Origin of the sequence: Tunturibacter gelidoferens, assembly GCF_040358255.1 — a bacterium.
Classification (GTDB): domain Bacteria; phylum Acidobacteriota; class Terriglobia; order Terriglobales; family Acidobacteriaceae; genus Edaphobacter; species Edaphobacter gelidiferens.
The window spans coordinates 2,963,787-2,976,762 of sequence record NZ_CP132938.1 but is presented as its reverse complement, the minus strand read 5'-3'; the positions used below and the strand labels follow the sequence as shown (position 1 = coordinate 2,976,762).

12 protein-coding genes are annotated in these 12,976 nt (G+C 55.3%); 4 read left to right on the top strand and 8 right to left on the bottom strand.

The features are described from left to right. Positions 1 to 260: 260 nt before the first annotated feature. Together RBB81_RS13310 and RBB81_RS13305 are read left to right on the top strand one after the other, a co-directional pair. Positions 261 to 1,949, top strand: a complete 1,689-nt coding sequence (locus RBB81_RS13310; RefSeq protein WP_353070972.1) for a recombinase family protein — start codon at positions 261 to 263, stop codon at positions 1,947 to 1,949. Then, positions 1,928 to 3,067, top strand: coding sequence for a hypothetical protein (locus RBB81_RS13305; RefSeq protein WP_353070971.1), 1,140 nt, complete (start codon positions 1,928 to 1,930; stop codon positions 3,065 to 3,067). The genes RBB81_RS13310 and RBB81_RS13305 overlap by 22 nt, the downstream gene beginning before the upstream one ends. Before the next feature lie 187 nt (positions 3,068 to 3,254). Here RBB81_RS13305 and RBB81_RS13300 read toward each other — a convergent pair whose 3' ends face one another. Continuing rightward, entirely contained in the window at positions 3,255 to 3,491 is a 237-nt protein-coding gene (locus RBB81_RS13300; protein ID WP_353070970.1) for a hypothetical protein, read from the bottom strand. Positions 3,492 to 3,531: 40 nt separating this feature from the next. Further along, entirely contained in the window at positions 3,532 to 3,825 is a 294-nt protein-coding gene (locus RBB81_RS13295; RefSeq protein WP_353070969.1) for a hypothetical protein, read from the bottom strand. A gap of 888 nt (positions 3,826 to 4,713) precedes the next feature. Between RBB81_RS13295 and RBB81_RS13290 the strand changes: the two genes are divergently transcribed. Further along, positions 4,714 to 5,130: an HNH endonuclease gene (locus RBB81_RS13290; RefSeq protein ID WP_353070968.1), complete on the top strand. Its 417-nt coding sequence runs from the start codon at positions 4,714 to 4,716 to the stop codon at positions 5,128 to 5,130. Positions 5,131 to 5,275: 145 nt separating this feature from the next. Here RBB81_RS13290 and RBB81_RS13285 read toward each other — a convergent pair whose 3' ends face one another. The 6 genes from RBB81_RS13285 to RBB81_RS13260 all read right to left on the bottom strand — a co-directional run bounded on the left by RBB81_RS13285 (position 5,276) and on the right by RBB81_RS13260 (position 10,955). After that, a complete protein-coding gene (locus RBB81_RS13285) occupies positions 5,276 to 5,578 on the bottom strand; it encodes a reverse transcriptase domain-containing protein (RefSeq protein ID WP_353070967.1) in 303 nt (100 codons plus the stop codon). A gap of 8 nt (positions 5,579 to 5,586) precedes the next feature. Beyond that, a complete protein-coding gene (locus tag RBB81_RS13280; RefSeq protein WP_353073932.1) occupies positions 5,587 to 5,826 on the bottom strand; it encodes a tyrosine-type recombinase/integrase in 240 nt (79 codons plus the stop codon). Positions 5,827 to 5,897: 71 nt separating this feature from the next. After that, positions 5,898 to 7,208: an SNF2-related protein gene (locus RBB81_RS13275; RefSeq protein WP_353070966.1), complete on the bottom strand. Its 1,311-nt coding sequence runs from the start codon at positions 7,206 to 7,208 to the stop codon at positions 5,898 to 5,900. 423 nt (positions 7,209 to 7,631) lie between these two features. Continuing rightward, a complete protein-coding gene (locus RBB81_RS13270; RefSeq protein WP_423248019.1) occupies positions 7,632 to 7,832 on the bottom strand; it encodes a tyrosine-type recombinase/integrase in 201 nt (66 codons plus the stop codon). 255 nt (positions 7,833 to 8,087) lie between these two features. Beyond that, positions 8,088 to 9,095 (bottom strand): hypothetical protein, encoded by a 1,008-nt coding sequence (locus tag RBB81_RS13265; RefSeq protein ID WP_353070964.1) that lies wholly within the window; start codon positions 9,093 to 9,095, stop codon positions 8,088 to 8,090. A gap of 933 nt (positions 9,096 to 10,028) precedes the next feature. Beyond that, the gene (locus RBB81_RS13260) at positions 10,029 to 10,955 is read right to left on the bottom strand and encodes a hypothetical protein (RefSeq protein WP_353070963.1); all 927 of its coding nucleotides are present in this window, start codon (positions 10,953 to 10,955) and stop codon (positions 10,029 to 10,031) included. Positions 10,956 to 11,434: 479 nt separating this feature from the next. On the opposite strand from RBB81_RS13260, the gene RBB81_RS13255 reads away from it, so the two are divergent. Further along, complete coding sequence (locus RBB81_RS13255; RefSeq protein WP_353070962.1) at positions 11,435 to 12,670, top strand: IS110 family transposase; 1,236 nt, start codon at positions 11,435 to 11,437, stop codon at positions 12,668 to 12,670. Positions 12,671 to 12,976: the final 306 nt, after the last annotated feature.

Below are 12,976 nucleotides of genomic sequence, written 5' to 3'. Positions count from 1 at the left end.
GCCGAGGTGAATACACTGCGATTGGGCCGAAGCAGGCGCAAAAACAGCAAGCCAGCACTTAGTACAGATGATCCTGCCTAAGAAGACTGTGTGCGCTTAGTGTGTGAAGTTGTGTGGGATTGTGCTTGAGTGAAGAGCTAAGTCTGGATTTTTTGGCTCCCCTTACTCACCGCATATCGAACTCTCTGCGCAGCCCCCTCCCCCGAAATCATCAGCGTTTTCAATGACTTTCAGCATATCTCAATTCCGGCGGTGCGCCAGTGAGGCGCACCGCCGCTGTTCCCGATGCACTTAGCTCCCAAGTCGTCTGCGTTTATGCCCGATTCTCGAACGATCAGCTACAGCGAGACGCCTCGATCGAAGATCAGGTACGAACCTGTACCGACGCTGCTACAGCCAACGGATGGTCAGTCGAGCCATCCCTTATCATCAGCGATGCCGGAGTCTCCGGTGCACAGATGTCTACTCGTGAGGGCATTCAGACTCTATTACACCGGATCCAAAGCGATAGAACGAGAACATTCCAAGGTGTCCTCTTCGACGACTCGTCCAGATTAGGCCGCAACCTTTCGGAGGTGCTGAGCTTCTGCAAAGTTTGCGAGTTCCATCAAGTCTTTTTGTACTTCGTAAACCAGGAACTCGACTCGCGCGACCCGAACTTCTACCAACTAATGATTCAGTTCGCCTCTGGGGATGAGCAGTTTCTAAAAAAACTAAAACATGCGGTCACTCGTGGACAGAAAGGACGGATCGCAGAGGGGATGATCCACGGAGGTCGATACTACGGGTACAAAACCGTAGCGATCGCCGATCCGACGAAAAGAAGTACTGCATCAAAGACTGCGATCAAAGGAGTCAAACTGGTAATTGATGAGTTAGCCGCCGCCGCCGTACGTGCAATATTTGGATGGGCAGAAGAAGGTCGCTCTTTCCGACAGATCGCAACAGATTGCAGCGATGCCAACTTTCCTCGTCCCTGCACAATTAGTGGGGCGGCGGGCGTTTGGACCCGCGACACCGTTTGGAGGATCGTCTCCAACCGCTTATATTGCGGATTTCTCACCTACGGAAAAAAGACGACGGTGAAACACCCGATTACTGGGAAAATTCAGATGCGCCGGGTTCCGCAGTCTCAGTGGACGATCAAGCATTTCCCTGACCTAGCTATAGTCACCACCGAGCAGTGGGATCGGGTACGGTCCATAGTCGATACCCGGAAAAGCCTCGGAATTCCTAGAATGGCAGGATCAGGCAGACGCGACAAGTCAGCGCCTATTTCACTGTTCTCTGGACTTCTATTTTGCGACGAGTGCGGAAACCCATTCGTGGTGTCGGGCAAGGTTGAACGTGGCGGCCGATTTCTCAAGTGCAAGACTTTCCGATACGAACGCCAAAAGTGTAGTTGCTCTCTAGGTATCGACGAGGCGTTGCTTGAAACCCGACTTGTCGAGCATCTCGTTAGCCGCATGCTGGCACACGAGCGGCTTGAGTCGGCGATTGAATATTTCCACGAGGCATTGAACGCCCAGATCTTATCCGCAGAAGAAAACCGAAGGAACGCCGAAGCAATCTCGGCCACACTGCTTCGCGAGCAGAATCGTCTGCGTAAGGAGCGTGAAAATATCATTGCCTCACTCAGGGAACTCGGGCCGATCGAATCCTTGAAGTCCGAGTTTACGCGGATAGAGGGTCGCCTGAAACAACTCGAAGACCAGTTACCACGACCACACCAGCGAGAAACCCGCCAAGTCTCGTTGGAGAATGCCCGTGCGTTTATTCACACGCAAGCTCATCGCCTCTCTGAGGTACTGCTTGCAGACCGAACCTCGGCACGACGGGCAATCTTGCGCTTTGTCGGGCCGCTTAAGCTTCGTCTTGACTCTGAGCACTACCCACCCACTTTCCATGTAAAAGGAGGTTTACGCATATGTCGCGACAAACTGCCGTAAAGCTGTCGGCCTCGGCAACGGATTTCCAACAGCTTTACGAGGATTTTGAAATGATTATCGATATTGAAGTACCGGCCTTGGTCAGAGGGAGAAACCCCGCAATCGAGCGGTCTTACGATATGGCAGTGGCCGAACAGATTGCGCAAGGCGCTTCGTCCTACAGCGCAATCTCGCAGTCCCTTGGTATTTCAACTTATCTAGTGATTAAAGCTGCGAAAAGACAGAACATTCGCCCCACAGTTCGGCGCAGAGTTGATCCCTTCAACCATCCAAAAATTGATTTGGACAGAGTTCGCGGACTACGGAAGGACGGGATGACTTTTGCGAATGTAGCCCGTGAGCTGAACGTAAGTTACGCAACGTTGCAAGCGGTGCTGAAGCACGTAAACTCCGTCACCGGAGGAACATTCGACCGCACATGGCAGCGGTTGGATCCATTGAACCACCCCATGGTTATTCTGGACCGGGTCCGTGAGCTACAGAAAGCGGGGATGACACTGAAAAAGATATCGTGTGAGCTGAACGTGCGTGAAACAACTTTACGATCTGTATTGAGACAGGCGAAGTCCATTACCGGAGAAACGTTCAAGCGCGCACCCCAGCAGGCTGGAAATCACCCCAAAATCGACTTGAGAAAGGTGCGTGAACTGCGGAAGGCGGGAATAATCTTTGCCAATATAGCGCGCCAGTTCAACGTATCTGTACCAACATTGTTCAAGGTATTGCAACAAGCGCGTGCCATCACCGGAGAAACGTTCGAGCGAACAGTGCAGCCCAGCGACCCGCTGAACCATCCTAAAGTGAACTTGAATAGGGTCCGCGAACTGCAGAAAGCAGGGAAAACGATCAAAGAGATCGCCGTTTACTTTAACATTCTGCCCAACATGTTGTATCGCCTACTAGCACGAGCGCGTTCCATCAATGGAGAAGATTTCAGATCTAGATTGCCCTTGGACCATTCCGAAGTGGATCTGGATCGCGCTCGTAACCTACGTAAGGCGGGGATGTCCTTCACAAAAATAGCTTCCGAACTCAATATTCCGCGACACAGGTTGTATTGCGTTCTGAGGCAAATAACATTGACTACCGGAGAGACGTTTGATTGTCCAATGCCGTAGCGCTTGCACCCATTGAATCGCCGAAAAATCTACTCAGATAAAGTCGCCCGTTTCGGCGGAACTCTGCCGCGAAGCTCATCAAGATCGTCCATAGCCGGGCGGGGACTAAACAGCGCCGGATTTCGGCTTCGCGCGCGAAAAGTCGGCAAGGTGCGTGATCGGAACGCCCGTCCGCGGGTCCATCCACTCATGCAGCAGCACCAACTTCATCTCGTTCGATGTCCACACCTCGCGTATCCGTAATCGGCACGTCGTTCCCTATGCGCCCCGCCGGAGTTGCCGTCGTCGTCCGCTCGCCAGTCGCCACCACGTTGTCGATAGTCTGTGACCCTAGCCGCTCGGCTGACACGTCCGATTGCTGCGGGAAGTCCTCTTTCCTGTTTGCTCCCGGCAATACACCCATCGGCTCTTTCATCTTCGCCACGGTCGCCACCTTCGGTCCATTCGTTCCGCGCTCCACATGGTCAGATCGTGTGCGCGACCGGGTCAATAACAACCACCAGCTTCTGCTCTGGCTTTCCTGCCTTCGCCGCCAGAAGGCGCATTTTCCCTCGTTCGCGTCCGGCCGAATCCCGTGTCACTAAGTGATGCCGATTCTTTTTACTATGCGCATCATCGGACAGCGTCATCACAATCTCGTTCGTCCAAATCGCGGAGAAGGGTTCACCCGTCACAGGCGCTGCCATCAGGTCGCGCGGCAACCCACCAGCGGCCATCACCTCGCGTGAGCGCGGCGGTTCGCTCGCCAGGATCACCATGCCCGCCCCAACGCGCGCAGACGCTTAATGTCACCGGTAACGCAGAATGAACGTGCCAGCAAACAAATGGACCTGATCGTCGACTTTCACGTTTTTGGACGTATGGTCGCCAACTCGAAAGTTATACATGAGTAAACATTCGAGCGAAAGCTGGGCGCCAGCTTTTCCCTACTCCACCACTCCATGCTTTGATAACGCTGTCCGGCACCTCTCTGCTGGTCGTCAGGAGCCGCTCGAATTCGTACTACCTTGCTGAACCGATTGCAATAAGCAGAATTCTGCCCGGTCGCGGGTCCGCGGCACTTGCGTTCCATCAGAACTGCAGCGCCGAACATTGACACAGCCAAAAGCACCGGGATGACCTCACCTGTAGGCTTCGAACGCGCTTATATGCACGGTGATTCACCAGACCCTCTCAAGCATAGCGTTCACGATCGTGTCTAGATTAGGAGCATTACAATGATCGATACGAATACCGTTTTAGAGGATGGCACTATTTCCTCACCATCTCCCATACAGATCAAGACCAAGGATACCCCTGAGAATGATGCGCTAATACGAACTCTCATCGATGAATGGGTTGTACCACAGCTCGTTCGCGAATATCTCTCCCATAAGAGCGGGACATAGCTTCGAGGGTTGGTTATCAACGCCCTGATGAGTCCACCGCAATGCAGTACGCGCGTAGGGGTATTAGCTCTCACCACAAAGACCAATCACTCACGCATCGCTTGAGTGACCAACAATTCGTCCTGCAAAGATTAACAAACTTTGTTCCTTCACCCGCAGCGGGTTGAAGAATGCCAGGAAACCTCCCCTCAGCCCAGTCCCCAAGACTGGGCATTTCTATGCGTACCTGACGCAATACCTGACTGAAAGTGAACCCCAATGAAAAACCCAACCAAAAATCAACTTCCCCGACGAACGATTCTGTGGCTCCAGGCAGACAAAATGTGTCACTGGTGCAACCGCGCCACACTTCTCTGTGACAAGGCCGCCCCCGACCAGGCCACCGTCGACCACATCATCCCGCGCGCTCGCGGTGGCCCCAACACCATCGAAAACTGCGTCAGCGCTTGCCGGCAGTGCAACAATGATCGCAATCGCAGAGACATCCTTTCGCCTGGGCATAAGGGACCAGCGCCAAAGGCCAGCACCGCCGAAGACCTTGTTGCGGCGCTGGGCGAGGCTTCCAGACAGCGCGACGCCGCAGTCCAGCAGCTAAATGCGCAACGAGCCTGGAAGCAGCGGCACCTAGCAGACCTCCGGATGCTCCTCAGCCAGAGATCGGCGGTCAGCCGCTGACCTCGCCGCCCCTGCAAATGTGGACAGGGAAAAAATCTACCTTCAATTTGCACTCTTAGCACCCGTTGTGAAGTGCCCCTGACGGGTTCACTGCGGGACGTGGCGTTTGCTGTGCATCGAGGCGATGTGCTGGTTGCGCACGTTGTCATCCGCATAGCGGAGGACGATCACCTCGCCTCGCACACTTCTTGCGCCAGACGTCCGCCCAGAGATCGAACACATAGTGGAGATAGATATTGGCAAGGAGCGGTGAGATCACCGACCCCTGCGGAGTACCCGTCTCCGTGTCCGACCACTTCCCTTCCTCCATCACCCCAGCCTTGAGCCATTTCTGGATCAGTTGCAGGATGCGGCGGTCGGCGACGCGGTGCTCGACGAACTTGATCATCCACGCTTTGTCGAGATTATCGAAGAAGCCCTGGATGTCGGCATCAAGCACATAGTTCACCTTCCTCTTCACGAGTGCATAGGACAGGCGTTGATGCCGTGCTCGACCCAGATGGGGACGGCGACGGTGCGGATGCGTCTTCCCTTCCCTTCAAGGTCGGCCAGGACCCAGCGCCCCTCCCTTTGTTGGATGGTCTCGACATCAAGCTCGGCCAGTTCGTTCCGCCTCAGGGCGCAGCCAACCAGAAGCACCAGGATGACGTAGTCGCGTTTGCCCTTGAGCGTCGAGCGGTCGGGGACAGCGAGCAGCTCCTTGGCCTGCTCGCGGTTCAGCCAGTTTCCCAGCCGGGTTCCCTTCTGGCTGATGTTGGGTATGTCGGTCAGGCGTGGAGGAGAGCCGCCGTTACTTCGGATTCGGCTTCAACAGCAAGCTTCTCCATGCTCTTGCGATGGACGCGCAGAGTGGAGTTAAAGGCCTCGATGGAGGAGAAGAGGCGTTTTTGGAGAGTCGTGATGACCAGGTTCGCGGCGGTCTGCTGCGAGCGACGACTGCCTTCGAGGCGTTTGTCCCGGAGGGCGCGGTACTGGGTCAGGAGCCGCATCAAGGCGAGATCGGGTGCATCTTCGGGCAGTCCTGAAATATCGTGCTGGACTACATCGCGCTTCGGCAGACCGAGGTCCGGAACGAGTTCGCGGAGTTCATCTTTGAGGCGACGGACCATGACTTGGTCGAGTAATCGAGGGTCCTTGATCTGTTCACCGCGGATAAAGCGCTGGGGGTCGAGCATGGCGAGGAGCGCCGAGAAGCTGTTCGAGTGGCCGTTGTGCGGAGTAGCTGAAAGGAAAAGGCGATGCTCGAAAAGCGGTGTGAGTTCGCGCATGCCACGGGTGAACTGGGAGTCGACAGCATAGACCGACGACGTGGCCGGAGCGGCATGGTGGGCTTCGTCGAGAACGAGCATGGAGCCGGAGGGGTGCTGTTTGAGCCAGTCACGCAGGGGTGAGGCATATTGCTCGTCGCGCAGGAGGGAGTGGGAGACGATGAACTGCGAATGAGTGGTCCACGGGTTGATAGCGTAACCGCGTTCCCGGCGGCAGTTGAAAAGATAGTCTCGGTCGAAAATGACGAAGCTCAAGCCGAAGCGAGCCTCCATTTCGCTTTGCCACTGAGTGACAAGAGAGGCCGGGCATGCGATGAGGATGCGCTTCACCTTCTGGCGCATGATCATTTCGCGAAGAATGAGGCCGGCTTCGATCGTTTTGCCGAGTCCGACATCGTCGGCGATGAAGAGGTTGACGCGCGGCATCTGAAGCGCCTTTTTCAGAGGTTCCAGCTGGTAGGACATGATCTGGATGCCAGCGCGGTGCGGAGACTGGAAAAGTCGCGGGTTCGTGGATGTTACGAGATTCCAGCGAAGTGCGTGAAGGTAGGCGGAGAAGATGTGCGGTGCGTCGAACCCCTTACGGGCAAGGTGTCCCCAGTCAGGTTGCGGCAGGACCTGGGCGTCGACCTCACGTTCCCAGAGGACGGAGAGGTGCTCACCTTGGGCGTCGTCTTCGAGGCAGGAGAGTTCTGCCAGGGTCTGCTCCCACCTAGCGTCCGTTGGAGGCTCTACGTTCTCGACCAGATAGCGTCGTGAGCGAACCTTGACTACTGCGCCGGGCCGAAGTCCTGCGGTTTTGATTGCCATCTCTTTGGTCACTGTTTGTACAACCCGGAGTTTCAGAATCTAAAGTATCAGAAGAGTCGAGCTGCCTGAGTATCCGGCGCTCTTGGACCGCCACCAGGACAAGCGACGCGAGGTGAAGGAATCTACATGATCCTTCACCCCCGCTGCCAGGCTGCCTTTGGCAGGACCTCACCGGCGATCAGAGGACCGACCTTCACAAACCGTGGCCCTATCTTGCGAAGCCGCCACCGCCTTAAACAAGCAAGGCTTACCTTCGTATGTTCTGAAACCTCAGTTTCTGTGAGAAGTGACTCCATGATGTCCTCGCCGCTCTGAGAAATATCCGTACCCCCTGTTTCCGCAGGATGACCGGCTTGCAAGAAGGAACTTAGGCCGGGCTGATATCTCCGTCAAATTCGGATGCGTCAGTTTTCAACTTCTTCCTCAGGATCTTTTTTGTTCTGATGATTTCGTCACGATTTTCTCCAACGCATCGCGTTTGGCCTTCATCCGGACGTGGAGATAGTCCCTGAGCACTTCCTTCGAGACATGGCCCACAATTTCCCGAATGGTCTCCTCACCCGCTCCGTTTTCTGCCAGCTCCGCGATGATCGTATGGCGATGGTCGTGCCATCTGCCGGTCACACCCGCATTCTTCCGAACGTTCTTCCAGGCGGTCTTAAGTGTGGTTACAGGTCTCGTGGGGTCGTGAGGACGAAGCCACACTGGAGGACAGACACATGTTTTGGCTTGCTTATCTGTTTACGGTGATCGTGGGAGGGAGCGTCACCGTCGTCTTGCGAGTTCTCAAGAAGATATTCCTAAGATGAGCTTGGTTACGGCGTGCCAAGTCTCCTTTGCATTAGGAAGGCGTTTTCAGTTGATTACACCCAGGTTCGCTCACGCTGGCAGCTGTTTCAAAGCAACAACCTTGCCATGTTCGACCTTTGCTTCCAACTGTATCGGAAGCCGCTGCCCGACCGTCTCAAGACTTGTCAACTGCGGATCGATATTCTGGCGATGATGTTCATAAGAATCCATGACATTCGACAACCTCTGCCGGATTTCGTTTCTCCGTGTATCGATCGTTGTCTGCCGGTTGAACATCGACTCAATTTTCTCGATCTTAGGCTCTATAGCGGCATTGACGCGCTCTTTGATGCCGCCATTTCCATGCAGAGCTTCACTTTTGACTCTGATGCTCCGAAGGCGTTCCCGCAATACAACCTTGGATGAAGGCAGCGCTGAGAGGATCTGGACATTTAGAACTCGCACATTTCCGCATAACGCCCAAACATCATTCAGCTTTTCAAGTTTTGATAGCGAGCCTCCAAGTTTGTTAAACATTTCCTCTGAGCCGAACCACTCCGAGTCTTGGTAGGTTTCGACGTCCTCTATCAAACGGCGATGATCGTCGAGGATATGATCCTGGATGGTTAATAGCTCAAGTTCAATGTTCTCGATCTGTTGCGTAGCTGGTGCAGGTATTTCTCCCGCTTTGATGCATGCCACCAATTGCTTCAAGTAGTCGAGTGAACCAGTGATCTTCGCTCTACGTTCTGCTTCCAAGAAGGCTTTAATTTCGTCAAGTGTGCTAAGGATTGCCGACAGCTTCGCGCTAATATCTGCCAACTGCTTTTGCGCAACGATGACAGAGGCAATTTGCCAGAATGCTGCGGCATTCGCGACCGCCGTGACGCTACCGGGATCAAGCCGCGCTAATTCCTTTATGCGACCGTGGTTGTCTCGAACAAACGGTAGCAGCAGGCCTTCGCCGCTTGATTCAAGCTGGCCGTTTACGACCACGCGCATCCACGTGCCCCCATGTCGGCTCATCCCTTCCAATACTGTCGGCAAAATCTGTGCAAGTGCATTCAAGCGCCCAGCATCTATTTCGGTCGGAAGCACGTCTCGGCCCCGTGATCCGAAGGTCGGTGACTTTATGCACGAAACGCTAATGAGCGGCGTTTCTTGGGTGGGTCCGAAGAACAACTCACGCGCCAAGAAAGCGGGTGACGAGCTTTGAGGCAACGGCGGATTGGGGGATACGGTTGTGCTCGACTCGTAAGGGATCGTAAGTTTCGATTCCGCTCTCCGGCTGGTTAAGGTTCGGCCCGCTAGGAAGGACAGGATCCCAATTGCCAGAATTAAAATCACACCAAGTGCAACGTACAAGCCCAAATGATCCACTTAGACACCGACCTCTTGCTAGCTGGCGCCCCGGTGTGCGCACATCTAACAATCTAACCGTTGAGGACTCAACCAATGGTTCCGCCCTATTTAGGAAATCGAATCCCCTTGATGCTGGCCTTCTTTGCAATATACGTGGCCGTATGATGAGCGGCACGTTTTCCGTGCTTCCAGAACATCGGGGTACTCTGGGCGGCTTTGGAGGATCGCTTGCCCAAGCTCTTTCCAAAAACTGAATGTACGATCTTGCCCAACATCCTGCTCATCCTCACTTCGGCAGGCCAAACTCGCGCACCTTTTCCAAATGAGGATACGCAAGAAAGATAGATGCCTGAGATTAATCTACCGCCATTTTAGCTGATCTCGCATGACAGCATCGGAAGCCAACTGTGCGTCCACAGGTACTGAGGCAGAACGGCAAGTGTGGCTTGCCGTTCCTCAACTTCTCGTTCTTGGGTAGTGTCTCAGTTTGAAGCTCCGCTCACGACTCGTTCCCGCCTTTCCGGGCGACTTTTTGGGCACCTCGTTTACGGACGCCCATTGTCATCTGAGTGAATGCCGCCCAGCGTCGGTAAGCACAAGCGAGCTCGCCCCTGCCATCGTCGTCCTCACGCACCCGAGCCCAACGGCGTCTCCATCACATCGAAACAATTAAACTAGGTCCGTCGACAGAATTAGCTCAGCCAGCAGGTCGAATACTCCAGCGAACCTCTCGGCATCGCGCTCGAAATCTTGGGTTTCCATGCAGATCCGCTTATTCCCGTCCAGGTGGATTCGCCAGTGCGGCATGACGTGGTTGAGCATTTCGTTCCACGCCATCGTGACCTCCTCGAATGCCCCGTCGAAAACTCGCTCCATCTCCCGCGGTCCGGGAATGTGTACAACTGCGGGGTCTCGCTGGGTGAGCAGCGCGAGACGCTTGCCGTACAGGCAGGGAACCCGTTCCAGTTGGAGAGACAGCGACAGGCTGGAGGTCGTTCGATTCTGCACGTAGCCCGCTCGTTGCAGGCGCAACAAGGGCTCTGCAGCGATCTTAAGCCAAGGTATATCTCGCAGGTGGGCGGGAATCGGCTGGACAGAAGCGTGTCCTTTGAATCCGTTCAGGGCATCGTCTATTGCGTCAGCGAGATGGTCGAGCACCGCCATCGCCGGCCGGTTCGTATCTTGGAGTTTCTTGGCAACCGACCTCGCCAGCACAGCCACTTCCTCTAGGCTCGGCTGTTCGCGCAGGCCACCACGTTTTCCGACAACACAGATCACTCGGAAGTAACGCTTCCGATAGCGCCCCAGTTGCGGCTCATCCGGTCGTCCGTCAAGCTCGACCTCGACGCAGCTCTCGGTCGGCCCTACGCCATTCAGAATGAAGTCGGGGCGACCGTCTGTCCCGGCGACCACCTCTCTGGTAAGCCAAGCAGAATGGGGAATGTCGAGGAAGTCGCAAAATGGCTTCCAGAATTCGGGAATGCCGTGCGCGCCGAAGAGTTCCAAGTTTACGCGATTCTCCTTCTTTTGCAGGTCTTCGCAGGTGAAGGAGCGGTTGGGACGACCGAGAGAGGCTGGGATGGGAGTATTTGTCATCTGATTCTCCTTGCGCCGCGGCAACCGCGACGCCGTCTATGGCGGGTTATAAGGTCTTTAACAGATGGCAGGCAGCCGCTTTTGGATAAGGTTCGTTGTAAGCATCCCGTCCCCTTACCACTATTCCCGAAATCTAAACTGAGACACTGCCCGAGACCAGTCCAAAGTACACACCTCCAGGAAAAGTGCAAATAGTTCGCGAACGATTTTAAAAACTAAAGTTTTCACGCATGATAATCATCGATGGCCGCAGTGCGGCCGCACCTGAGGATGAGAAGGGTTTACGTTGACGTAAAGCCTCGGTGGGGTGGAGACTTCAGGTGCGAACAGGTAAAGGGTCGCGGACTTATTGGTGGTTCGACCCCGAATGATAATCTGACCCGCCGGTGGCTCACGTACACCTGACTGGCGCCTCTTCTGAGCCCGTAGAACAATATGCCCAACCCGCCGCCGGCTGCTTGTCCGCACTGGAGGAGTAGATGATCGAAGCGATTATCGAGCGATGTGCCGGCATCGATGTTGGTAAGAAGTTCGTCGTGGTCTGCGTCATGACCGGCGGCGCAAAAGATGAACCCCGCACGCAGATCAAGAAGTTTGGCACGATTGTGAGCGAGCTTCAGCGGCTCGCCGAATGGCTGGTCGCTGAAGGTTGCACCCACGCCGTGATGGAGAGCACCGGAAGCTACTACTGGAAGCCGGTATTCAATCTGCTTGAGGCCTGCGTCCACGTGATCCTGGCGAACGCCGCGGACGTGCAAAATAGGCGTGGACACAAGACCGATCCTAACGATAGCCGATGGTTGGCCCATCTGCTTCGTCATGGCATGATCCGGCCAAGCTTCATCCCGCCGCTCGCAATTCGTGAACTGCGAGACCTTACGCGTCGGCGGAGGCAGCTGATCGGGGAGAACTCAAGGGAGCGGAACCGGGTTCAGAAGGTGCTTGAAGATGCGAACGTCAAACTTGGTGACGTGTTGTCAGACGTCTTCTGTGTGTCAGGCAAACTGATGCTCGCAGCGCTTCTCGATGGTCAAATGACCGCAGAGCAGATTGCCAATCTGGCCAAGAAGAAGGCCCGAGAGAAGATTCCGCAAATAGTGGCTTCTGTTGCCGATCATCGGTTGAGCGGCCATCAGCGGTTCCTCATTCGGCATGCGCTCCGTCATCTTGAGTTCCTGGACCAGGAGGTTGAGGCGCTCAATCAGGAGATCCGACGGCGCATGGAAGACCCAGCACTAGCCGAAGCGTTCCATCTGCTCCAGAGCATTCCAGGTATCAAGGAAGAATCCGCCGCCAGCATACTAGCCGAGATAGGCGCTGACATGGAACAGTTCCCTACAGCAGCGCAACTCAGCTCCTGGTCCGGGCTATGTCCGGCGAACCACGAGAGTGCGGGCGTCAAGAAGAGCGTTCGTACGAACCGGGGAAACGTCTGGCTCAAAACAACGCTGACGCAGAGCGCATGGGCCGCCACCAACCGAAGGGGATCGCGGCTGCAGTCACGCTACCACGCCTTGAGAACCCGCTGCGGAAACAAGCGGGCCATCGTGGCACTCGGACACACGCTCCTCAAGACCATCCACGCAGTTCTCTCAGCAAAGATGCCCTACCGAGAAGATCCTGCCATCACGCGGGACGACCGGAATGTCGAACGTGCTCAGCACCATATACGTTGCCTGAAGAAGCTCGGATACAACACGTTTGCCGTCGAGTAGAGCTGCCTATTCTCAGAACAATGTCCTTTCTCATGCGTGGCGGCCCGGGCGACCGTCAATGTTCCCGGTGCTCCGTCTCTCAGAAGGGACGGGTCAGAGGCGCCGGCCGTCAACCACGCGGACAAATCTCTTCTTGTTCAAGCGAGCACTACGACCCTTTGCGGCCTCAATCAGTGAGCCCTATTTCTTATCGCACGATTTTTGACGTTTGGTGTAGTGACTCCATCAAGGCCACCATCCATACGACGGAACGGTACCTGGGCTCGGAACAGGATATCGAGATCGCCGTAAACGACAACTTAGGGC